Origin of the sequence: Cupriavidus respiraculi (genome assembly GCF_914271545.1) — a bacterium.
GTDB lineage: Bacteria > Pseudomonadota > Gammaproteobacteria > Burkholderiales > Burkholderiaceae > Cupriavidus > Cupriavidus respiraculi.
Genome location: NZ_CAJZAH010000004.1, coordinates 62,685 through 84,061, shown reverse-complemented (window position 1 = coordinate 84,061; position 21,377 = coordinate 62,685). Strand labels below are relative to the sequence as shown.

17 protein-coding genes and 2 tRNA genes are annotated in these 21,377 nt (G+C 68.1%); 4 read left to right on the top strand and 15 right to left on the bottom strand.

The window, feature by feature from the left end; genetic code table 11:
• Nucleotides 1-120 precede the first annotated feature (120 nt).
• Genes LDO27_RS18315 through LDO27_RS18300 form a run of 4 tightly spaced genes read right to left on the bottom strand, consistent with a single transcriptional unit; the run spans nt 121 to nt 2,934 of the window.
• On the bottom strand, nt 121-1,101 hold the full coding sequence (locus LDO27_RS18315) for a TauD/TfdA family dioxygenase (RefSeq protein WP_224043255.1): 981 nt from the start codon (nt 1,099-1,101) through the stop codon (nt 121-123).
• Entirely contained in the window at nt 1,098-1,913 is an 816-nt protein-coding gene (locus tag LDO27_RS18310; protein ID WP_224043253.1) for a 4'-phosphopantetheinyl transferase family protein, read from the bottom strand. Before LDO27_RS18310 ends, LDO27_RS18315 begins: the two co-directional genes overlap by 4 nt.
• A gap of 17 nt (nt 1,914-1,930) precedes the next feature.
• Nucleotides 1,931-2,698, bottom strand: coding sequence for a thioesterase II family protein (locus tag LDO27_RS18305; RefSeq protein ID WP_224043248.1), 768 nt, complete (start codon nt 2,696-2,698; stop codon nt 1,931-1,933).
• Entirely contained in the window at nt 2,695-2,934 is a 240-nt protein-coding gene (locus tag LDO27_RS18300) for an MbtH family protein (protein WP_222207441.1), read from the bottom strand. The genes LDO27_RS18305 and LDO27_RS18300 overlap by 4 nt, the downstream gene beginning before the upstream one ends.
• Before the next feature lie 212 nt (nt 2,935-3,146).
• On the opposite strand from LDO27_RS18300, the gene LDO27_RS18295 reads away from it, so the two are divergent.
• Nucleotides 3,147-4,541: a lysine N(6)-hydroxylase/L-ornithine N(5)-oxygenase family protein gene (locus LDO27_RS18295; RefSeq protein WP_224043246.1), complete on the top strand. Its 1,395-nt coding sequence runs from the start codon at nt 3,147-3,149 to the stop codon at nt 4,539-4,541.
• A gap of 39 nt (nt 4,542-4,580) precedes the next feature.
• Here the strand turns inward: LDO27_RS18295 and LDO27_RS18290 are convergent, their stop codons facing one another.
• The 3 genes from LDO27_RS18290 to LDO27_RS18280 form a co-directional block, all read right to left on the bottom strand.
• Nucleotides 4,581-6,560 carry a hybrid sensor histidine kinase/response regulator gene (locus LDO27_RS18290; protein ID WP_224043244.1) on the bottom strand — a complete coding sequence of 660 codons (1,980 nt, stop codon included), beginning with the start codon at nt 6,558-6,560 and terminating at the stop codon, nt 4,581-4,583.
• Between the two features lie 348 nt (nt 6,561-6,908).
• A tRNA-Asp gene (locus tag LDO27_RS18285) sits at nt 6,909-6,985 on the bottom strand.
• Nucleotides 6,986-7,050: 65 nt separating this feature from the next.
• Nucleotides 7,051-7,126 (bottom strand) — tRNA-Glu (locus LDO27_RS18280).
• Between the two features lie 160 nt (nt 7,127-7,286).
• Between LDO27_RS18280 and LDO27_RS18275 the strand changes: the two genes are divergently transcribed.
• On the top strand, nt 7,287-7,691 hold the full coding sequence (locus tag LDO27_RS18275) for a TM2 domain-containing protein (protein WP_222207448.1): 405 nt from the start codon (nt 7,287-7,289) through the stop codon (nt 7,689-7,691).
• A gap of 66 nt (nt 7,692-7,757) precedes the next feature.
• Here the strand turns inward: LDO27_RS18275 and LDO27_RS18270 are convergent, their stop codons facing one another.
• Nucleotides 7,758-8,735, bottom strand: a complete 978-nt coding sequence (locus tag LDO27_RS18270) for a tripartite tricarboxylate transporter substrate binding protein (protein ID WP_222207450.1) — start codon at nt 8,733-8,735, stop codon at nt 7,758-7,760.
• A 298-nt stretch (nt 8,736-9,033) separates the two neighbouring features.
• Here LDO27_RS18270 and LDO27_RS18265 point away from each other — a divergent pair, with 298 nt between their 5' ends.
• Nucleotides 9,034-9,555 (top strand): DUF2127 domain-containing protein, encoded by a 522-nt coding sequence (locus LDO27_RS18265; RefSeq protein WP_224043243.1) that lies wholly within the window; start codon nt 9,034-9,036, stop codon nt 9,553-9,555.
• 15 nt (nt 9,556-9,570) lie between these two features.
• Nucleotides 9,571-10,203, top strand: a complete 633-nt coding sequence (locus LDO27_RS18260) for a CDP-alcohol phosphatidyltransferase family protein (RefSeq protein ID WP_222207453.1) — start codon at nt 9,571-9,573, stop codon at nt 10,201-10,203.
• A 25-nt stretch (nt 10,204-10,228) separates the two neighbouring features.
• Here LDO27_RS18260 and LDO27_RS18255 read toward each other — a convergent pair whose 3' ends face one another.
• The 7 genes from LDO27_RS18255 to LDO27_RS18225 form a co-directional block, all read right to left on the bottom strand.
• Nucleotides 10,229-12,025 (bottom strand): ATP-binding response regulator, encoded by a 1,797-nt coding sequence (locus tag LDO27_RS18255; RefSeq protein ID WP_224043241.1) that lies wholly within the window; start codon nt 12,023-12,025, stop codon nt 10,229-10,231.
• A gap of 55 nt (nt 12,026-12,080) precedes the next feature.
• Entirely contained in the window at nt 12,081-12,710 is a 630-nt protein-coding gene (locus LDO27_RS18250) for a response regulator transcription factor (RefSeq protein ID WP_224043240.1), read from the bottom strand.
• 433 nt (nt 12,711-13,143) lie between these two features.
• On the bottom strand, nt 13,144-15,393 hold the full coding sequence (locus LDO27_RS18245) for a DUF6351 family protein (protein WP_224043238.1): 2,250 nt from the start codon (nt 15,391-15,393) through the stop codon (nt 13,144-13,146).
• Between the two features lie 193 nt (nt 15,394-15,586).
• Complete coding sequence (locus LDO27_RS18240; RefSeq protein WP_224043235.1) at nt 15,587-17,233, bottom strand: methyl-accepting chemotaxis protein; 1,647 nt, start codon at nt 17,231-17,233, stop codon at nt 15,587-15,589.
• Nucleotides 17,234-17,425: 192 nt separating this feature from the next.
• The gene (locus LDO27_RS18235; RefSeq protein WP_222207463.1) at nt 17,426-17,851 is read right to left on the bottom strand and encodes an organic hydroperoxide resistance protein; all 426 of its coding nucleotides are present in this window, start codon (nt 17,849-17,851) and stop codon (nt 17,426-17,428) included.
• Between the two features lie 156 nt (nt 17,852-18,007).
• Entirely contained in the window at nt 18,008-18,472 is a 465-nt protein-coding gene (locus tag LDO27_RS18230) for a MarR family winged helix-turn-helix transcriptional regulator (RefSeq protein ID WP_222207465.1), read from the bottom strand.
• 156 nt (nt 18,473-18,628) lie between these two features.
• Nucleotides 18,629-21,373, bottom strand: a complete 2,745-nt coding sequence (locus LDO27_RS18225; RefSeq protein WP_224043233.1) for a nitrate reductase — start codon at nt 21,371-21,373, stop codon at nt 18,629-18,631.
• Nucleotides 21,374-21,377: the final 4 nt, after the last annotated feature.

Sequence of the window (21,377 nt, the reverse complement as noted above, 5' to 3'; positions counted from 1 at the left end):
GTAGGCAACCCGCAAAGGGAGGGGTGACAGGCGGGCCGGCAGGGCCCGCGAGGGATTGCAGGCGTTGTCGAAGAGGCCGGGGCAGCTGCCGGGCTGCCAGCAATAGGGTGTGGTTGGGCCCTAGCCCAAATCCCCCGACCCATGCCCCTGCGCCATCGCCACCACCACCTTGCGCGGGCCGCTGAAGGGCTCGCGGGCGTGGGCGGTCAGCATGTTGTCGAGCATCAGGATGTCGCCCTGCAGCCAGGGAAACACGACCTTCTGTTCGTCGAGGACCGCACGCACCGCATCGAGTTCGGCATCGGGAATCGGTGCGCCATCGCCGTAGCAGACGTTGCGCGGCAGGTCTTCCTCGCCGACGGCGTCGAGCAGCACCTCGCGCATCTCGGGCGCAAGGCCGGAGACGTGGAACAGGTGGGCCTGGTTGAACCAGACCGCCTCGCCGGTGACCGGATGGGTTGCCACGCCCTGCACGCGCTGGCGCGTGCGCAGTTCACCGTCGTCCTTCCACTCGTAGTCGATGCCGTGCCGCGCGCAGTAGGCCTCGACCTGCGCGCGCTCGTCGGTGTTGAACACCTGTTGCCACGGCACATCGAGCCCGTTGCCGTAGTTGCGCACGTACATCAGCCCGCGGCTGGCGAAGCGCTCGCGCGTGGCGGGGTCGACCGCGCGGTAGATGGCGCGGCTGTCGGCGATCGGCGTTTCGCCGCCCTTGGGCGCGGCGATCTCGCAATAGAACCAGATTTTCATCGGCCACTCGCGTGTGTACGCCTGCTCGTTGTGCAGCGGAATGGACTGGTGGGCAGGATATTCGGTGGAGGTGTAGACGCCCTGCGTCACCTTGCTGCGCGGGGTGGAGCCGAACTCGTAGTTGAGCAGCGGATGGCCGAAGGCCGCGGCGAATGCGCGAAAGCCGGCGGCGCCATCGACGCCGAAGCCGCGGAACAGCACGGCGCCGGTCGTCAGCAGGCGGGCGTCGATCTGCTCGCGCAGGCCGGGCAACGCCTCGATCAAAGGCGTTCCGGGCGCAGGGGCGTCGATCACGTGCGGCAGTTCGGACCGCATCAGGGTCTGGCGGTCGGGCAGGGACAGGTCGGTCATGCGATTCTCGCGTCGGAAACCATCGGGGGAAGGGTGGGCGCAAGCACTCCGGCGCTGGCCGGCAGCGCCGTCCGGGGTGCGCGGGCGCGGACCACGGCCAGCGCCGCGCGGTAAGGCTGGTCCGGCTCCAGCGGCAAGGTCAGCACGGTGGCCGCGTCGGTGCGCCAAGCGTTGCCCGCATCGGTGCGGGCGGGCAGGTCGCCGCGCGGCGTGCGCACATGCCAGGCGCCGCAGCGGCAGGTGACGAAGACCGCCTCGCGCCATGCCGGCTCGGCGATGCCCAGCCCGGTCGCCTTGGCAAGCGCTTCGCGGGCGGTCCACAGCGCGTAGAAGCGATCCAGCCGCTCGTCGTCGTCGCAGGCGTCGAGCCACGCGCATTCGGGCCGCGAAAACGCGGTGGCCGCCAGTGCCAGCGCATCGACCGGGCGGCAGCGTTCGATGTCCACGCCGATGTCCGCGACCTGGCGCGCGGGCGCGAGCGCGATCAGGCCCGCGTCGTCACTGTGCGACACGTTGAAGACCAACTGCGGTCCGGGCAGGCGGAGGGCGGGTTTGCCGTGCGCGTCGATGCCGAGCGGCACCGACGCGGGCGCCATGCCCAGGCGCACGCCCAGCCGCCGCCGCAAGGCGCCACGTACGGCGGCGAAGCGGGCGCGGTCGGCACGCTGCCGGTACGCGCCGACGCGAAGGCGCTCGGGCTCGTCGAGCGCGGCCAATTGCGCGTGGTCCGGCTCCCGTTCGAGCGGCACCGTCACGCGCCACAGTTCGACGCCCGCCTGAGCGATGGCGGCGGGCACCGCGAGCGGCCGCATTGCTGCCGGCGCGAGCCTTACGGCGGGCATGCCGATACCTCCGGATCTTGCGCGGCCGGGGCGGCTGCCGTGTTTGCGGCGCCCGACAGCAGCGCGGCGATGCGGGACAGCATGGGTCCCGCATGATCGTGCAGGAAGAAGTGGCCGCCGTCATACCAGTCGAGCGTGAAGGCGCCGCCCGCCTCCTGCCGCCAGCCGGCCACCGTGTCGCCGACGGCGCGGTCGGTCCGGCCTCCGAAGGCGTGGACCGCGCAGTCCAGCGGCGCGCGCGCACGGTGCCGATAGCTGCCGCATACCTGAAAATCCGCGCGCAGCACCGGCAGGGTCAACTGCATCATCTCGGCGTTGTCCATCAACTCGGCGGGCGTGCCCCCGAGCTCCCGCAAATGCCGCGCCAGGGTCCGGTCATCGAGCGGTTCCGCGAAGCGGGCGGGATCGCGCAGCCGCGGCGCGGGCGAGCCCGACACCAGCAGCGCGCGCGGCGGGCAGCGGTGCGAGCGCAGCCGCTGCGCCAGCTCGAAGGCCAGCAGGGCGCCCATGCTGTGGCCGAACAGCGCATAGGCGCCGCCACGCGAGAGCCATTGGCGCAGCCGGTGTTCGAGGTCGTCACACAGCGCGTCGAACGACACCAGCAGCGGTTCGCGCATGCGCGTGCCGCGCCCTGGCAGCTCCATGGCTTCCACCATGAGGCCGGGCGGGGCGAGCCGGCGCCAGCGCGCGTAGGCCGCCGCGCCCGCGCCCGCGTTCGGCAGGCACCACAGCGTCATCGGCGCGGACGCGCTCATTGCGCGCGGACCGCGCTCGCGTCGTTGCCCGCGCCGCCATCCAGATGGGCGCGCAGGCTCGCCGGACGCATATCCGTCCAGTTGGCGTCGATATATGCCAGGCACTGCGCGCGCGTGCCGCTGACACCGACGGTCTGCCAGCCGGCGGGAATATCGCGGTAGGCCGGCCAGATCGAATACTGCTGTTCCGGGTTGATGACAACGTGAAACTGGATCGTGTCGCTGTCGAGGCTCATGGTGGTCTTCCGGTTGGGATATATCCGGAGGACGAATGGCGGTGGGGCGAATTTAATGATTTGCGATGGCCAACAAGGTAATGGCCGCGGCCGGCTAAATATTGCGGCTGCCGGTTCGTCACAGGGGAATTCCCGCGAAACGACGGGCATGGCTGGCTGCGCGCCACGGCGTCGCCGCTCCAACGGAATCCAACCGCAAGCACGAGGCACAGATGAACAGCAGCGCTTTGGAATACGACTTTCTTGGCATCGGATTCGGGCCCTCCAACCTCGCGCTGGCAGTGGCGATGGAAGAACGCAGTGGCGCGCGCCCCGCGTCGCCCCGTCCCACGTTCGCGTTTATCGAGCGCAAGCCCGGGTTCGTCTGGCATGGCGGCATGCTGCTGGAAGACACCGATATGCAGATTTCCTTCCTGAAGGATCTGGCCACGCTGCGCAATCCGAAGAGCGCGTACACGTTTATCAATTACCTTCATAGCAAGGGCCGCCTCGAGGCATTTATCAATCTGAAGACATTTTTTCCGAGCCGTCTGGAATTCAACGACTATCTGTCATGGGTCGCGTCGCATTTTGTGGACCGCTGCCATTACGGCGAGGAAGTGACCGAAGTATTGCCGGAGCCGGCCGATGGCGTGGTGCGCCGGCTGCGGGTGCGCTCGCGCGACGCGCACGGGCGCAGCCACGAACGCATGGCCCGCAACCTGGTGATCGGCGTCGGCGGCGAGCCGCAGGTGCCGCCGGCCTTCGCGGGATGGCGCGATCCGCGCGTGCTGCATTCCTCGGGCTATCTGGACCGGGTCGCGTCTATCGATGCCGGCAGCGCGCCGCGGCGGATCGCCGTGGTGGGAGGGGGCCAGAGCGCCGCCGAGGTCTTCATGGACCTGGTGCGCCGTTTCCCCGGCTCGCAGGTGTCGCTGGTGATGCGCGGCGGGGCGCTCAAGCCGTCGGACGACAGCCCCTTCGTCAACGAGATCTTCAGCCCCGGTTTCACCGACTACATCTATGGACGGCCGCTGGACCAGCGCCGCCAGCTGCTGCGCGAATACCGCAATACGAACTATTCGGTGGTGGACCTGGACCTGATCGAGCGCATCTACCAGCTGTTCTACCAGCAGAAGGTCACGGGTGAAGCGCGGCACGCGCTGCTGACCATGCGGGAGGTGGACCAGGCGGCCGCGCAGGACGACGGCATTGCCTGCGCGCTGCGCGAGCGCACCGGTGGTGGCATCGAGCGCCATGTGTTCGACATGGTGGTGCTGGCCACCGGATACTGCCGCGATGCGCACGAGCGGGTGCTGGCGCCGCTCGCGCCGCTGCTCTCCGGCGCGTTCCATGTGGACCGGCACTACCGCCTGCATACCTCGGCGCTGTGCCTGCCGCAGATCTTCCTGCAAGGCTCGTGCGAGGACAGCCATGGGTTGAGCGACACGCTGCTGTCGGTCTTGTCGATGCGATCGCAGGAAATCGCCGAGGCCATGTTCTGCCCTGCCGACGAGGCGCCACGGCGCGCGGAACGGGACACTGGCCCGGTGCGGGAGCGGGACGCGGTGCTGTTGGATGCGGCAATGGATGCCGCCGGGGCGGGCCCGCTCGGCGCGCGCCGCTAGCGGAGCCGCTGCGCGCCTGCCGTCCGCTGTGCGCGGGCGCTATTTGGGCATGTCGCCAGACTGCGCGCGCGCGAGCACCGCTTCCAGCGCGGGCAGGTCGAGCGGCTTGACCAGATGGCAATGGAAACCCGCCTGGCGGGTGCGCTCCAGGTCGCCCTGTTGGCCGAAGCCTGTCATCGCGGCGAACAGGGTGTCGGACAGGCGCGGCTTCGCCCGCAGCGATCGCATCACCGCGAAGCCGTCGATGATAGGCATGGCAAGGTCGATCAGCGCGACATGGGGGACGAAGTCGCTGGCGATGTCCAGCGCTGCCTCGCCGTCGTAGGCGATCCGCACCTGATGGCCCTTGAGCTCCAGCAGCATGCCCAGGCTGTCCGCGGAGTCGCGGTTGTCGTCCACCACCAGTACGTTCAACATCGAAATGGGCTCCCGTGCGCCGGCCTTGGAGCCCGCGTGCATGCCGGTTCGCGTGGCCAGGGGCAGCGGCAGGCGGACCGTAAACGTGCTGCCGTGGCCGGGCCCCGCGCTGTGCGCGGAGATGCTGCCGCCATGCAGCTCCACCAGCGAGCGGCACAGCGACAGGCCGATACCCAGGCCGCCTTCGCCGGGGTCCTGCCAGCGCCGCTCCTGGACGAAGAGATTGAAGATGGAATCCAGCGCGTTGTGCGAGATGCCGCGGCCGTGGTCGGTCACATGGAGCAGCACGGCCCGCTCCTCCACCACGCCGCGGATCAGGATGGTGCTGCCTACCGGCGAGAACTTGGAAGCGTTCTGCAGCAGGTTCTGCACCACCTGCACGAGCCGTGTCATATCCCCGCGCAACTGGATGGGTCCGGGTGGCAGGTCTACCTCCACCTCCTGCTCGCGGCTCTGGATGGCGACATGCGCGGCTTCGATGCCGCGCATCACGAACTCGGCCACCTCGACGGAGGCCAGCCGCAATTCGATCTTGCCGGAGGTGATGCGGCCCACGTCGAGCAGATCGTCGACCAGCCGCGTCAGGTGGCCGATCTGCCGGTCGATCACGTCCCGGCAATAGGCCATGGTGGTGCTCAGCGCCGGCTCCAGCCGCAGCGTGTTGATCGCGTTGCGCACCGGCGCGAGGGGATTGCGCAACTCGTGCGACAGGGTGGCGAGGAATTCGCTCATGCGCTGGCTGGACTCCTCCAACTCGACGAGCCGCTTGCGCTCGCTCATGTCGCGCGTCACCTTGGCAAACCCGCGCAGTTCGTTGGCGTCGTCGTACACCGCGGTAATGGTAACGCTGGCCCAGAACAGCGTGCCGTCCTTCCTGACGCGCCAGCCCTCGTACTCCATGCGGCCCGTTTCGCGGGCCACGGCCAGTTCGCGCGCCGGCCGTCCGGCCGCCACGTCTTCCGCCGTGTAGAAGATCGACGCGGGGCGGCCTATCACCTCGTCCCGCGGGTAACCCTTGATGGAGGCCGCGCCGGCGTTCCAGCTCATCACGTTGCCGGCCGGGTCGAGCATGAAGATGGCGTAGTCCTTGACGCCTTCCACCAGCAGGCGGAGGACTTCCTCGCTCTGGCGCAGCGCATATTCGGCGCGGCGCCGCTCCGTCAGGTCGCGGGTGATCTTCAGGAAGCCGATCAGCTCGCCGGCGTCGTTGCGCAGCGCGGTGATGATGACGTTGGCCCAGAAATGCGAGCCGTCCTTGCGCACGCGCCAGCCTTCGTCCTCGAAGCGGCCCTGCGCGGCGGCGACGCGCAGCTCGTAGTCCGGCCAGCCGCTCTCCACCGCGGTTGGCGTATAAAAGCGCGAGAAGTGCTCGCCGATGATTTCGTGCTCGGCATAGCCCTTCATCTTGCTGGCGCCCAGGTTCCAACTGCTGATATAGCCGTTGGCATCCAGCGTGAAGATGGCGTAGTCCTCGACGGCGGCGACCAGGGCCTGGTAGGTCAGTTGGGTAACGTCGGACTGGATCAGTTGACGGGGCTGGGAGGAGGCGGTTGCTGGGGGCGTCCCGGCGTGGCCTTCGGGGGCCGATTCTTCCGGTGTCATGGCGCTTTAACCTGATGGTATTTTCGCTAAGGATACACCGGGGACTTTCGTGGCGGTCCGCCAATGCCGTTTGGTCCGGCCTACGTGCCGCAGGCCGCGGATTCGCTTGCAAGCGAATCCCTTCTCGTCGCGTGCGTGAGCCGCGCAGGCGGCTCACTCCACTCGGCCAAATAAAAAAGCCTGCTCGCGCAGGCTTTCCTATTTGGCGGAGTGGACGGGACTCGCCTACGTGCCGCAGGCCGCGGATTCGCTTGCAAGCGAATCCCTTCTCGCCCCGCGCGTGAGCCGCGCAGGCGGCTCACTCCACTCCGCCAAATAAAAAAGCCTGCTTGCGCAGGCTTTCCTATTTGGCGGAGTGGACGGGACTCGAACCCGCGACCCCCGGCGTGACAGGCCGGTATTCTAACCGACTGAACTACCACTCCTTGTCGGCTTGCCGCCCGGCTTGGCTGCCGGGTCAGCGACTGAACGTGCATCACGCTCAGATATCTGGCGTCCCCTAGGGGATTCGAACCCCTGTACTCACCGTGAAAGGGTGATGTCCTAGGCCTCTAGACGAAGGGGACTAAAACTGTCTCGCGCTGACGCGCTGTTTTGCGTCGCGAGGGGCGCAAGTATAACGCCGTTTTTTTGCGGTGGGAAGAAAATTTGTCCTGCCCCCGTTCGGGCGGATGCCGCCGGCGCGTATGGCATCATCACGCAATCATTCGACTAGAGGCCACCAAGATGCAACTGCAGGATACGCACAGCAAAGTCATTGGATACCTGTTGTGGATTTTCGGCTTTACGGGCTCGCACCGCTTCTATTACGGCAAGCCCGTGACCGGCACGATCTGGTTCTTCACGCTCGGCCTGCTTGGCGTGGGCTGGCTGATCGACCTGTTCCTGATCCCGGGCATGGACCGCGCCGCCGATCGCCGCTTCGCATCGGGCCGCGTGGACTACAACATCGCCTGGATCCTGCTGACGTTCCTGGGCATCTTCGGCCTGCATCGCATGTACATGGGCAAATGGCTGACCGGCCTGCTGTACCTGCTGACCGGCGGCCTGTTCCTGGTGGGCGTGCTGTACGACTTCTGGACGCTGAACGAGCAGGTCTCGGACAAGAACCGCGCCGGCATGTTCGCCTGATCTTGCGCGCATGGACGGAAAAGGGCGGCCGCAAGGCCGCCCTTTCCTTTTGCGCCGCGGCAACCCTTACTGGTTCTTCATCGCCTCGGACAGGCGCTTGATGATCTCGCCCTCGCTCTTGAAGGCTTTTTGCGCATAGGCGTCGTATTGCTGCGGGCCCATGTAGTTGGTGACCATGCCGAACTGGCCGGTCACGTTCAGCAGCCGCTGGTCCTTCAGCGCATTGCGGAAGGCGTCGTCCAGCCGCTTGACCACCTCGGGCTTCATGCCGGCCGGGCCGACGATGCCGAAGGGCGAGTTGGACCAGACGTTGTAGCCGATCTCCTTGAGCGTCGGGGCGTTGGGGAAGTCCGCCGCGCGCTTTTCAGACAGCGTGGCGAGCACGCGCAGCTGCCCGTTCTGCACGTAGGGCAGCAGGGTGTTCGACAGCACGGCGACATCGGTGGAGCCGCCCAGCAATGCGGTGATCGCTTCGGCGTCGCCCTTGTACGGCACGTGGGTCCAGTTCGACTGCGTCACGCGCGCCAGTTCCGAGATGGTCAGGTGCTGGCTGCCGTAGATGCCGGTGGTGCCGTAGGAGATGCCCTTCTTCGATGCCTTGGCGTCGGCCATCAGCTCCTGCATGGTCTGCCACTTGGCATCGGTCTTGACCGCCACGGCGAAGTTGTAGTCCGCCACCATCGAGATATAGGTCAGGTCCTTCAGCGGGTCGTAGCGCATCTTCTGCACGTGCGGCAGGCGGAAGATCACGACCGGCGCCATCGACAGCGTATAGCCGTCCGGCTCGGTGGTGACCATCTGCGTGGCGCCCAGCGTGCCGCTGACGCCGGGCTTGTTCTCGACCACGATGGTCTGGCCCAGCTCGCGGCCGGCGGCGTCGGCCAGTGCGCGCGCGACCTGGTCGGTCACGCCGCCCGCGCCATAGGGCACGATCAGCCGGATCGGGCGGTTGGGAAAATCCTGCGCGGTCGCGGCGAGCGGGCCGAGGGCGGTGGCCGTGCAGGCCGCGGCCGCGACGAAGCGGATGAAATGACGTCGTTGCATGGTGTCTCCGGATGGGCGGGCCGGATCGTCCGATGTCGGATCGTCCGGCGTTGTCGTGTGGTCGCGGTGCAGGACTGCGGCCGCTGGCAGCAGTATGCCGCGCCGCGTTTGCGGCGGTGCATCGAGCCGGGTTATTCCCTAGGGGCGCGGGTGCCCGGCGTCCTGCATGGCGGTACATGTATGAGACATGAGGCGCGAAGTCCGTCGGCCGGCCGGCCGACGCCGGCGCCGGCGTCCCGGCGCTGCCGCGGTACGTTACGATCGCGCCTGAGGCGCCACGGCGCGAAGGGGAGACACGATGACAGGGCGCGCGGCCGGCACGGACAAGGGGCTTCGGGGCATTGCGATGTTCGAGGCGGCCAAGGGCCTGCTGGTGATCGTGGCCGGCCTGGGGCTGGTCGCGCTGCTGCACCGCGATGCGCAGGCCATCGCCGAAGCCATCGTCAGCCGCTACCACCTCAATCCGGCCAGCCGCTATCCGACCATCTTCCTGTCCCTGGCCGCCCATCCCAATGACCCGCGGCTGTGGGCCATCGGCGCCTCGGCGCTGGTGTACGCCGGCATGCGGCTCACCGAGGCGTATGGCCTGTGGCACCAGCGCGCCTGGGCCAGCTGGCTGGGCGTATGGTCGGGCGCCATCTATATCCCCGTGGAACTTTACGAAGCGATTGCGCATCCGACTTTCATCCACATCGGTCTTGCCATCGCGAACGCGGCCATCGTGGCGTATCTTGTGATGAGCCTCGCGCGACGCCGCCGCGCCGCCGCGCCCTCGCGTGTCAGGACCGAGGATTCGCTGTCCGAGCCAACCGACCCATAACAAGAGACGATCGCCATGCCCATTTCCCAGGAACGCCCCCGGCATTTCTCGATGATCCGCGAACTCGCGCTGGCCGATGTCTTTACCCTGGCCAACGCGGCCTGCGGCATGGGTTCGGTGTTCTACGCGATGTTCTATCTGGTCAGCCAGGATCTGAGGGATTTCTATATCGCCGCCGCGCTGGCCCCGGCGGCCTTCTTCTTCGACGTGGTCGACGGCCGCGTCGCGCGCTGGCGGCACGCGCATTCGGCGCTGGGGCGCGAGCTCGATTCGCTGTCGGACATCATCTCGTTCGGCGTCGGTCCGGCCACGCTGGCGTTCGCCGCCGGCATGCGCGGCGGCTGGGATCTGGCGGCGCTGATCTACTTCGTCTGCTGCGGCGTGAGCCGGCTGGCGCGCTTCAATGTCACGGCGGAGAGCCTGTCCGAAGGCGGCGACAAGGTGAAGTATTTCGAAGGCACGCCGATCCCCTCCAGCGTGCTGCTGACCGGCGTGCTGGCCGTGTGCGCATGGCAGGGCAGGCTGGGCGACGACCTGTACGGCGGGGTGTGGACCATCGGCCCGGCCGAGCTGCATCCCCTGTCGCTGCTGTTCGTGCTGTCGGGCTCGCTGATGATCAGCAAGACGCTGCGCATCCCCAAGTTCTGACCATTGCCAAACGGCATTCCCGGCGCTACGTGCCTTCGGTCCAGGGCGACAGCAGCGCCACCATCGCGGCATGCAACTCGTGGGCGACCACCGGCTTGTGCAGCAGCACCGCCCCGCTGGCATGCACGCTGCGCAGGCGGTCACGCGCCGTGTCGCCCGTGATGACGATGGCGGGTACCGCGTGGCCCAGCGCCGCGCGCAGCGCCGCGATCGCCTGGACCCCGTCGCGATTGCCGCGCAGGCGGTAGTCCGCGACGATCAGGTCGGGCGTGAAGCCTTCCAGCTCGATCAGTGCGTCGTCCTCCGATTCCGCCGTGCGGCATTCGCATTGCAGGCTTTCCAGCAGATCGGCCATGGCGATCAGGATCTGCGGGTCGTCGTCGACGATCATCACGCGCAGGCCCGGCAGCGGCGTCATGTCCTGCGGACCGCCCGAGCCCACCGCCGGCCTGGGAGTCGGGCGCACCGCGCCGCCGCTCACGCGCGGCAGGGCGAAACGGAACACCGAACCGCGCTCGGGGCGCGACGCCATCGTGACCCGTGTCGAAATGGTGCGCGCCAGTCCATCGACGATGGCAAGGCCAAGCCCCAGCCCCTTGCGCTGATCCCGTTCGGGATTGCCCAGCTGATGGAACTCCCGGAAGATCGCCTCGTGCTGGTCCGCTGGCACGCCGATGCCGGTATCCCAGACCTCCACCACGATATGCCGCGCGTGCTGCCGGCAGCCCAGCAGCAGGCCGCCCTTGCGCGTGTAGCGGATGGCATTGGCCAGCAGGTTGCGCAGGATCAGTTCGACCAGCGCGGGGTCGGCGAACACCGTGGCCGTGGTGTCGCGGGTGCGATAGACGAGCCCGCGGGCGTTGGCCTGGGGCGCGAATTCCGCCTCGAGCTTGTGCAGCAGCGGCTGCAGGCGGAATGCGATGGGGTGGGACTTGACCACGCCCGCCTCCAGCTTGGAGAAGTCGAGCAGGGTATTGAGCATCTCGCGGGCGGCGCCGGACGAGGCATCGATATGCGCGAGCAACTGGCGCTGCTTGTCGTCCAGCGCGGTGCGCCCCAGCGAGACCAGGAACAGGCCCAGCGCATGCAGCGGCTGGCGCAGGTCGTGGCTGGCGGAGGCGAGGAATACCGACTTGGCGCGGCTGGCCTGCTCGGCTGCACGCTGCGCCTGTTCGGCGCGCACGGTCTGCTCGCGCAACTGGGAGATCAGGTCGATATTCTCGAAACGCAGCGCGATCGAGTGGCGCGCCATCCGGGCGTAGTTGCGCGCGAAGACGATCAGCACCACCAGGTAGAGGGGGGTGGCCAGCACCATCGGCAGGAAGTCCAGGTCGCGCGTGGCGATGAAGCGGGCCCACACCGGTACGATGGCCGGCACGAAGAAGCCCACGGCGACCGGCAGGCAGGCGGAGAACACGGCCAGCGCGGCGGCGCTCATGCCGGCGATCAGCGACAGCACGGTGATCACGTTGGGCGCCGACCGGATGTCCAGGTAGGTCCAGGCGGCGAGGCCCCACAGCGTGCCGATCAGCGTCAGCAGCGCGGTCATGCCGCGCGCGTAGCGGCCCGCGTGCGCCTCGCTGGTGCGCTCCGGCAGCAGGCGCCGGCCGTAATGCCCGGCCGCGCAGGCGATCGACATGACCAGCGCCCATGCCAGCGCGTCGAGGTGTCCGCCATGCATGGTCAGCCCGGTGGCGAGGATCCACGCGGCCAGCGCGCAGCCGAGCATGGCCACGCCGAAGCTGTCGTCGAGCAGTTGCATCTGCGCGGCCAGCAGCTGGCCCCGGTCGAAACGCGGAAATAGGAGGAAGGCGGTCTTCATGGGGGCCGGCACTGGCGCCGCCCGTGGGAGGCCTGGCTCCATGGGCGGATGGTCGTCAGCGGGCGCTCTGCACCAATCCGCGCCGCTGTGCTTCGAGAATGGCTTCGACCCGGCTGACCACGCCGAGGTGGTCCAGGATCGCCGCGACATGCACGCGCACGGTATTCTCCGACAAGCCGAGATGGTGGGCAATGACCTTGTTCGATCGGCCGAGATTGAGCTGGCTCAGCACCTCGAGCTGGCGCGCGGTCAGCATGCTGACTTCGTAGGCCTGCGTGTGCGCCGAGGCCGGGCTGTCGTCGGCGAACCAGGTGCCACCTTCCAGGCAGCGCGCGATGGCCAGCTCGATCTGCTGCGCCTCGGAGGATTTGGGCAGGAAGCCTGCGATGTCCTTGCGCGCGGCGGGCGGGATGGCGTCGCTGCCGGACGTGCCCGACACGATCAGGATGCGCGCCGCCGGAAAATGCCGGCGCAATACCCGCACGCCCTCGATGCCGTTCAGGCCGGGCATCTGGATATCGAGCAGGATTACGTCGATGTCCGCGCCGCCGTGCGCCTGCACCGCTTCCATGACCGCGCCGGCCTCGACGATGGACGCCACGCTCGGGCTATCGGCCAGCAGCAGGCGCAGGCCGGTGCGGAACAGGGTGTGGTCGTCGACGAGTAGCAGGTTGGCTCGGGCCATGGCGCCTTGGAAAACGGAAGGATTGCGGCAGCCCCGGCGGCGCGGCCGGGATCTCATGGGCGATGATTGGACTCGATTCCGGCGCGAATGTCCAACGGTGCGTGCGCCGCACCAAGGTAGTCCAGAAAGATTATTGGCGCCGCGCTGGCGCGATGAGACTATCGCCGCCGTGAGTGGTCCTGCGACGCACTCACATCACTCTTGTTACCCGCACCCTCCCGGCTGTGGGTATTTTTTTTGGGGTTTGCCGGGCGGTGTCGCGGTTGCTGGCGGTCACCCTCACCCCTGGCCCCTCTCCCGCTCGCGGGAGAGGGGAGCAAACCGACAGCATTTGCGTCGCCGCGGGTGTTCCCCCCTCTCCCGCCCGCGGGAGAGGGGCTGGGGGTGAGGGTGACCGCCAGCCATCCTCCAAACACCGGCATCCCCATCCCACCTACCCCTCGTTCACATCGAACACCAGGTTCACGGGCGAAGGCCCGAACGAGCCGTTCGGCACCACGCCTGTCTGGTTGATGCCCGGCTGCGACCAGTCGCAGACGCCCTGCGGGAAGATCGCCTGCAGCCGGGCCAGGTCCGGCCCCGGGAAGGGCACCGCGTAGTCGGCCGCATTGACCGGCTTGAGCGCGCATTTGATGATGTCCGCCGCCACCGGCCCGCCCGCCACGATGCGTGGCGCGGTCCACGACGGGAAGCGCGTATTGCACGCCGTGTCCGGCTCGCTGCTCAGCGTCTGCGTCTCGGCGATGAATTCGGTGGGGCTGTCCCAGCAGCCGTCCACGGCCTCCGCGGGTTTGTGGCTGACCACCTTCTGCTTTTGCGTGGCGCCGGACTTGTCGGCGGTATAGGCCTGCACCCAGCGGATGAAGGTGTCCCACGCGGTGGCCGCCGGCACCGGGTTGCCGCGCCACATCACGTGATTGGCGGTGTCCCCGTTCACGCGCAGCATCCGTTCGCGCAATGCGAAGTGGAACCACTGGTAGTGATAGGCCGTGTCCTCGTTGTAGATCCCCGACACGTCGAACACCGGAATGGCCGCGAGTCCGCCATTGCCGGTGATCTGCAGGCCGGACTGCTGGGCCCGCAGGATCGCGCCGAGGTCGCCGCTGGAGCGGGCCGGCACATAGTTGGCATCCTGGTCGTAGCCCCCGATGCGCTCGTTCAGGTCCAGGAACTGCGCGGCGGTGATCTGCCCCGCGTTGAGCGCGGCCAGGCCGTATTGCACGCCCACGTTGTCGAAGGGCCGGAGGGCGAAGCCGGTGTTGCGGTCGACGCCGTAGATATTCCTTGCGGCGTCGTACACGGTGGGCCGCACGCCGGTCGGATTGTTGACCGGGTGATAGCGCACGCCGGCCGGCACCACGTCGCGGAAGACCCCGGAGACATAGCCGGCGTAGTCCACGCGGCCCGGCACGGGATCGGTGCGGCCGGCCTGGTTGGCCGCGTCCTCGAACGCCTTGCGGCTCTTGTAGCCGGTCAGCGCGGCGATCTGCGCGTCGGTGAAGGCGCCGGGATTGAGGGTGATGTAGTGCGTGATCAGGTGGCCGTCCGACCCGGAGAAGGCGATCGACAGCGGATCGGGAAACGTGCAGGCGATCAGCACGCCGTCGAACAGGCCGGGAATGCGGTCCGCCGGCTGGGCGCTGCCATAGGAGCCGCCGGAGCAGCCGGCGCTGACCGTAAAGACCGGCACGCCGAACGATTCGATCACCGCCTCCTTGGACATCATCGCGGCCTCGCTGGCCAGCACGGCATTGCAGTTGTTCGACGCATGCTGCAGCGTGTTGGTGAACATCGCATAGCCTTCGGCCAGCCGCTGCACGTTGAGCAGGCTGAAGTCGAAATCGGCGACCGCGATATTGCCCTGCGCGGCGCCCTGCACATACCAGCCGCCCGTGCAGCCGAATCCTTCGACGGCGATCAGCCGGCGGTTCCATGCCTTCGGCGGCTTGAGCGGCGTGGGGCTGGATTCCTTGGTCGGATCGTGCAGCACGGCATTCTGGTAGATGCCGCGGTTGACCGTACCGGTCTCCACGCGCACCACGAACGGCACAGTGCGCCCGTCGAGGGTGGTGACTTCCGCCACGTCGGCGGGCAGGGCACTGGTGTCCGCCAGAGGCAGCAGCGCACCGCCCGCGGCGGGCCGATAGAGGTATTGCACGCGCGTCTGCACCGAGCAGTTGGCATCGAGCGGCGGCCCCAGACGCGAGCCGTCCGGCAGCACGAAGCTTTCGGTCTGGCAGATGTATGGGCTCTGCCAGGGCCCCGAGATGACCGGTCCGGTAATGGGATAGTTGGTCATGACCAGCGAGGCGGAGGCGCGGCCCATGCTGGCGACCATCGTGTTGGCGCCTTCGGCCAGTCCGCTCACCACCGCCTGCAGGTGGCGGGGGTCGTCCAGGACCGGCCGGAACTGCGAGGTGATCTCGTTGCCGTTGACGGTGACCTTCAACGGCCGCGTGTCCAGGTTGATCTCGCGCGGCAGCGCAATATCGATCAGGGCGTTGCCGCCGGTCACGTACTCGGGTTTGGAGGAGAGCAACTGAATGGTGGGCGCGAGGTCGGGATCGTCGTCCCCGTCGTTGCCGCCGCATCCGGACAGCGCGCCGGCCAGCAGGGCCATGGCCGCGAGGGGCGCGATGGACGCAAGGCGCGTCCTCCCACGAAATCCGTCGAGGATGCTCATGTCGTCGTCTCCAATGTCTTATCAATTGGCACAGCGGCGTCGCGCATCGCTACGCGTGTGAGCGCCGCAGGATAAGAAGCACGGTTACGACGAGCTTAGTGTTCGCGCCCTCCGAACACAATGTCGCGATGGGCTGCGTGGCGCAAAAAAAAGACGCCCTCGCGGGCGTCCGGCCGGTGCGGCATGGGCCCCGCTAGGCCGGCGTCGCTTCGATGCGAAGCGGCATCGCGCCGTCGTCCGCGGCAAGGCGCGCGGAGGATCGGCCCGCCGTGCCGTTCAGGCGGAAGAACGCTACCGCCTCGCGCAACTGTTGGCCCTGTTCCTGCAGCGACAGCGATGCGGCCGCCGCCTGCTCGACCAGCGTGGCGTTCTGCTGGGTCACCTGGTCGATCTGCGCGATGGCCTGGTTGACCTGCTCGATGCCACGAGCCTGTTCGACCGAGGCGCTGGCGATTTCCCCCACCATGCCGGTGACCCGGGACACCGCGCGCGTCACCGCGGCCATGGTGTCGCCCGCTTCGCCGGCGAGCGTCGTGCCGGTCTGCACCTGCACCAGCGAGGCGGCGATCAGATCCTTGATCTCCTTGGCGGCGGAAGAGGAGCGCTGCGCGAGGCTGCGCACTTCGCTCGCCACCACGGCGAAGCCGCGTCCCTGTTCGCCTGCGCGGGCCGCTTCCACCGCGGCGTTCAGCGCGAGGATGTTGGTCTGGAAGGCAATGCCCTCGATCATGCCGGTGATGTCGGCGATCTTCGCCGAGCTGCCGCTGATGTCCTGCATCGTGTCGACGACGCGCCCGACCGCCGCACTGCCGGTTTCCGCGATGCCGGCCGCCTCGCGCGCCAGTTCATTGGCCTGGCGGGCGTTGTCGTTGCTCTGCTTCACGGTGGCCGTCAGCTGCTCCATGCTGGCGGCCGTTTCCTCCAGCGAGGCGGCCTGCTCCTCGGTGCGCTGGCTCAGGTCCGCATTGCCGGTCGCGATCTGCGTCGACGCGCTTGCCACGTTGCCGCTGCCGTCCCGCACGCGCGAGACGATATCGCTCAGTTGAGCGTTCATGTTGGCCAGCGCCTGGAGCAGCTTGCCGGTCTCGTCGCGTGTGGTGACGACGATGCGCGTGGTCAGGTCGCCCTGGGACACCTTCTGCGCGATCTCGACCGCGCGCTGGATCGGGCGGGTGATCGAACGGGTGATCAGCAGCCCGCCGATGGCGGCCAGCGCGACGGCGGCGATGGAAATCACGATCAGCAGATTGCGCTGCGCGGTGTAGCTGTCCTCGATGCCGGCAATGATCCCGCTCTGACGCGTGCGCGTGAAGTCGGCATAGGCGTCGGTAGCCTTGACCAGGGCCGCCAGCAGGGGACGGCATTCCCGGTTCATTTTGTCGATGGCCTGTTCGCGCTGGTTGGCGAGCGCGAGGGACAGGATGTCGTTCGCCACCGGACCATACTGGCCCTCGATGCGCTCCATGTCCATGACGAGCTTGCGCGCGGCTTCCATGTCGTCGCCAGCGCGGGCCGCGCTCTCGATCATCTCGCGCAGCGTCTTCAGGCGCTGTTGCACGTCGTCGTGGGCCTTCAATACCTCGGCTTTTTCGAGGTCGTGATCCGCCTGCGCGGTCACGAGCACGAGGTTGCGCGCCGAGATGGCGCGCCGGTCGACGGCGGTACGCACCTGCGAGGCCATTTCGGCGCGCGCGTTGATGCCGCTCAGGTAGCGCTTGAAGCCCTCGCTCGTGTCGCCAAGCGCACGCAGGGACACGACGGAAATCAGCAGGGTGATGAAGGCAAGCGCGCCGAAACTCAGCAGCAGCTTGGTCTGGATCGAAAGATTCTTCAGGTGCACGATGTTCCCCCTCGGTGTCGCCACGCGGCGCGCGCGGTCGTGTATTGGTGTGGCCGAGGACGAATGGGGTGGCGGTGTCGGTCGCGTCGCCCGGCTTGCCCGGGCTAACGGCATTGTGACGCCGTTATGTAGCCTCCCCTGAAGAGGGGGGACGGGTGCTGCACATTCACCCGACCCCCGGGGCTTTGCCGCTTACAGAACGGTCAGGCGCACGTCGATGTTGCCGCGCGTCGCGTTCGAGTACGGGCAGACGATATGGGCCTTGTCGACCAGACCCTGCGCCACCTCGCGCTCGACGCCGGGAATCGAGATCTGCAGATCCACCTCGATGCCGAAGCCCGTGGGAATCTGGCCGATACCGACATTGCCGGTCACCGTCGTGTCGGCGGGCAGGGCGACTTTTTCACGGCCGGCGACGTACTTCAGCGCGCCGAGGAAACAGGCCGAGTAGCCGGCGGCGAACAGCTGCTCGGGATTGGTGCCGGCACCGCCGGCGCCGCCGAGTTCCTTCGGAGTGGCCAGCTTTACATCCAGCACGTTGTCGGACGAGACGGCACGGCCATCACGGCCACCGGTGGCTTGAGCTTGGGCGCGGTACAGGACTTTTTCGATCGACATGGAAGACTCCTTGGTTGGGTGAATCAGAGGTTAAGGTTAGAGACTGCGTGTGACTGCGATACTGCCAACGAGACGCGGACGCCCCGGAAAAGATAGCGAGCAATTACATAGCGAGCGATATATGCGTCGCGGCGGCGGCCGACTTCGCCGTCCGTCCTACAGACCCTCGGTGAAGCGGTCCCGCAAGCTGTCCAGCTGCTGCTTGATGGCGGTCAGCTCGTCCATGCTGCATGCCGAGGCGCACAACACGGACTCCGGCACCTTCTTCGCCCGTTGCTTCAGCGCGCGGCCCGCATCGGTCAGCGAGACGATCACCTGCCGCTCGTCTGCCGCCGCGCGAGCCCGTGCCACCAGGCCCTGCGCTTCCATGCGCTTGAGCAGCGGCGTCAGCGTTGCCGAATCCAGGCTCAGGCGCCGGCCGATGTCCGACACGGTCAGATCGTCGTTCTCCCACAGCACCATCATCACCAGATACTGCGGATAGGTCAGGCCGAGCGGGGCGAGCAGCTTGCGGTACAGCTTGTTCAGCGCCAGCGACGTCGAATAGACCGAGAAGCAGAACTGGTGATCGAGCAGCAGGGCGGCTGCCGGATCGGGTCGGGAAGGTTGCGTCTTGTCCATGGCTCGAACTATATATCGCTCGAAATTAAATAGCAAGCGATTTAATACGCGACGCTGGAATTCCGTTGCAGGCGTGGATGAGCCACGCGCGCCCGTCATTCCGGCGTTCGCACAAACGACGGGCATGTGGACCGATGGCTGCTGGCGGCGGGCCGGTCAAACCGCCGCTTCCAGCTGCATCGCCACCAGCAGCGTCTTGAGCTCCGGCACGCACGAACCGCAGTTGCCGCCGGCCTTCACGCAGGCCGTGATGTCCGAGGCGGTCTTCAGGTCGTGCTTGCGGATCGCGTCGCAGATCGTATTGCGGCCCACGCCGAAACACGCGCACACCACGGGGCCCGCGTCGGCGGTGGGCTCCGCGGCCTGCCCGACCAGCAGGCCGATGCGGTCGGCCTCCTCCAGCCGCGGCTTGGCGAACAGGCCCGCCAGCCATTCGCGCGCGGGCAGGCTGGCGCGAGCCGAGACGAAGACGCAGGCGTGCACGCGGTCGTCCACCAGCCAGGCGGCGTGATACAGGCCGGCGGCGCGGTCCTCGTATTCGATCCAGTCGGCGTCCGGGTCGGTCACCCCCAGCATCTCCCTGGCCCAGGTGCTCCGATCGGCGACGGTCTCCCGTCCGGCGAATTCATGGCGCTGGAATTGCGCACCGGTGACGCGCGTCCAGTAAGTCAGCGCATCGCAGTGCAACTTGTCCCGGCTCAACGCGAAGCCGTGCCACGACACGGGGAAGGCATCGACCCGCACCGGCGTGTGCTTGAACTCGGGCTCGCCGGAGACCGGGTCCACCGCCGGGTTGACCAGCGCGCCGACGCGTGCGTCGGAGCTGAACTGCGCGTTCCAGTGGATCGGCACGAACACGCTGCCGCGCGGAATGCCGCCGCCATGCCGCGCGCGCGCGATCATCGCGCCCCAACGGGTGGCCACCCGCGCCAGCTTGCCGTCGGCCACGCCGCACAGCAGCGCGTCCTGCGGATGCATGTCCACGAACGGTTCGGCGATATGCGCGGCCAGACGCGCGGACTTGCCGGTGCGCGTCATGGTGTGCCACTGGTCGCGCACGCGGCCGGTGTTGAGCACCAGCGGGAAGTCGTCGTCCGTGGCGTGCACGGGCGCGCGGGGCGGGGTGGCGACGAAGCGCGCCTTCCCGTCCGCGTGCGCATAGCGTCCGTCGGCGAACAGCCGCGGCGTGCCGGCGTTGCCCCGCAGCGGCCATTGCACCGGTTGCAGCGCGTCGTAGCGCGCGGCGTCCAGTCCCGCGAGGTCGGCCAGGTCGAAGGCGCGCCGCACGGCGCCGGGCGCGTCGCCGTTGCGGTAGGCCGACAGCCTGGCATGCTCGTCGAAGATGGCATGCGGGCCGGCGTAGTCGAAGCCCGCAAAGCCCATGCGCCGTGCCACCTCGCACAGGATCCACCAGTCGGCGCGCGCCTCGCCCGGCGCCGGCAGGAAGGCGCGCTGGCGCGAGATGCGCCGCTCGGTGTTGGTGACCGTGCCGTCCTTCTCGCCCCACCCCAGCGCGGGGAGCAGCACGTGCGCGGCGGCATTGGTATCGGTATGGGTGACGATGTCGGAGCTGACCACCAGTTCGCATTGCGCCAGCGCGCGCCGGGCCTGGTCGGCGTCGGGCAGGCTGACCACCGGATTGGTGGCGATGACCCACACCGCCTTGACGCGGCCCTCCTCGATCGCCTGGAACAGTTCGACCGCCTTCAGGCCGGGCTTGTCGGCGATGGCGGGCGACTGCCAGAAGGTCTGCACCAGTTCGCGATGCGCCGGCTCGGCCAGCTCCATATGGGCCGCGAGCATGTTGGCCAGGCCGCCCACCTCGCGGCCGCCCATCGCGTTGGGCTGCCCCGTCAGCGAGAACGGGCCCATGCCCGGCTTGCCGATGCGTCCGGTGAGCAGGTGGCAGTTGATGATGCTGTTGACCTTGTCGGTGCCCGCGGACGACTGGTTGACGCCCTGCGAGAACGCGGTCACCACGCGTTCGGTCTGCGCGAACAACTGGTAGAACGCCAGCACGTCGTCCACCTTGAGCTTGCAGGCCCGTGCCACCGCGGCGGGATCCAGTTCGCCGGCGGCGGACGCCAGCGCGCCGTCCAGCCCCGCGGTATGCGCGGCGACGAAGGCTTCGTCGGCATGGCCGTGTTCGGCCAGATGTCGCAGCAGGCCATTGAACAGCCACACATCCGTGCCGGGCTTGAGCGGCAGGTGCAGGTCGGCCAGTTCGCACGTGGCCGTGCGGCGCGGGTCGATCACCACGATCTTCATCGCGGGGCGGGCTTCCTTGGCACGCGTGAGGCGCTGGAACAGGATCGGGTGGCACCATGCCGCGTTGGAGCCCGACAGCACCACCATGTCGGCGTGGTCGAGATCGTCGTAGCACACCGGCACCAGGTCCTCGCCGAAGGCGCGCTTGTGTCCGGCCACTGCCGAGGACATGCACAGCCGCGAATTGGTGTCGATGTTGGCGCTCCCGATAAAACCCTTCATCAGCTTGTTGGCGACGTAGTAGTCCTCGGTCAGCAGCTGGCCCGAGACATAGAGCGCCACGGCATCCGGCCCGTGCCTGGCGATGATGTCGCGCAGGCCGCCGGCGACGCGGTCCAGGGCGTCGTCCCACGATACGCGGCGCAGCGCGCCGTCCGCCTCGCGCACCTGCGGATGCAGCAGGCGCCCGTCCAGGCCGATGGTCTCGGCCAGCGCCGAGCCCTTGACGCACAGCCGGCCTTCGTTCGACGGGTGGCGCGCGTCGCCGGCTACCTCGACGCTGCCATCGGCGCGCACCGAGGCCGTGACGCCGCAGCCCACGCCGCAGTAGGGGCAGGTGGTGTCGGTGGTCGATACGACGGGCGGGCGCGCGGCGGCGTCGGCGGCGATGACGGGAATATCGGACAGGTTCACGGTT

Excerpts from the sequence above, each read along its gene's own strand:
- LDO27_RS18245 (WP_224043238.1), bottom strand. The coding sequence starts at position 15,393 with ATGAGCATCCTCGACGGATTTCGTGGGAGGACGCGCCTTGCGTCCATC.
- LDO27_RS18295 (WP_224043246.1), top strand. The coding sequence starts at position 3,147 with ATGAACAGCAGCGCTTTGGAATACGACTTTCTTGGCATCGGATTCGGG.
- LDO27_RS18255 (WP_224043241.1), bottom strand. The coding sequence starts at position 12,025 with ATGAAGACCGCCTTCCTCCTATTTCCGCGTTTCGACCGGGGCCAGCTG.
- LDO27_RS18275 (WP_222207448.1), top strand. The coding sequence starts at position 7,287 with ATGCAACTGCAGGATACGCACAGCAAAGTCATTGGATACCTGTTGTGG.
- LDO27_RS18290 (WP_224043244.1), bottom strand. The coding sequence starts at position 6,560 with ATGACACCGGAAGAATCGGCCCCCGAAGGCCACGCCGGGACGCCCCCA.
- LDO27_RS18250 (WP_224043240.1), bottom strand. The coding sequence starts at position 12,710 with ATGGCCCGAGCCAACCTGCTACTCGTCGACGACCACACCCTGTTCCGC.
- LDO27_RS18300 (WP_222207441.1), bottom strand. The coding sequence starts at position 2,934 with ATGAGCCTCGACAGCGACACGATCCAGTTTCACGTTGTCATCAACCCG.
- LDO27_RS18260 (WP_222207453.1), top strand. The coding sequence starts at position 9,571 with ATGCCCATTTCCCAGGAACGCCCCCGGCATTTCTCGATGATCCGCGAA.
- LDO27_RS18315 (WP_224043255.1), bottom strand. The coding sequence starts at position 1,101 with ATGACCGACCTGTCCCTGCCCGACCGCCAGACCCTGATGCGGTCCGAA.
- LDO27_RS18265 (WP_224043243.1), top strand. The coding sequence starts at position 9,034 with ATGACAGGGCGCGCGGCCGGCACGGACAAGGGGCTTCGGGGCATTGCG.
- LDO27_RS18305 (WP_224043248.1), bottom strand. The coding sequence starts at position 2,698 with ATGAGCGCGTCCGCGCCGATGACGCTGTGGTGCCTGCCGAACGCGGGC.
- LDO27_RS18230 (WP_222207465.1), bottom strand. The coding sequence starts at position 18,472 with ATGGACAAGACGCAACCTTCCCGACCCGATCCGGCAGCCGCCCTGCTG.
- LDO27_RS18235 (WP_222207463.1), bottom strand. The coding sequence starts at position 17,851 with ATGTCGATCGAAAAAGTCCTGTACCGCGCCCAAGCTCAAGCCACCGGT.
- LDO27_RS18310 (WP_224043253.1), bottom strand. The coding sequence starts at position 1,913 with ATGCGGCCGCTCGCGGTGCCCGCCGCCATCGCTCAGGCGGGCGTCGAA.
- LDO27_RS18270 (WP_222207450.1), bottom strand. The coding sequence starts at position 8,735 with ATGCAACGACGTCATTTCATCCGCTTCGTCGCGGCCGCGGCCTGCACG.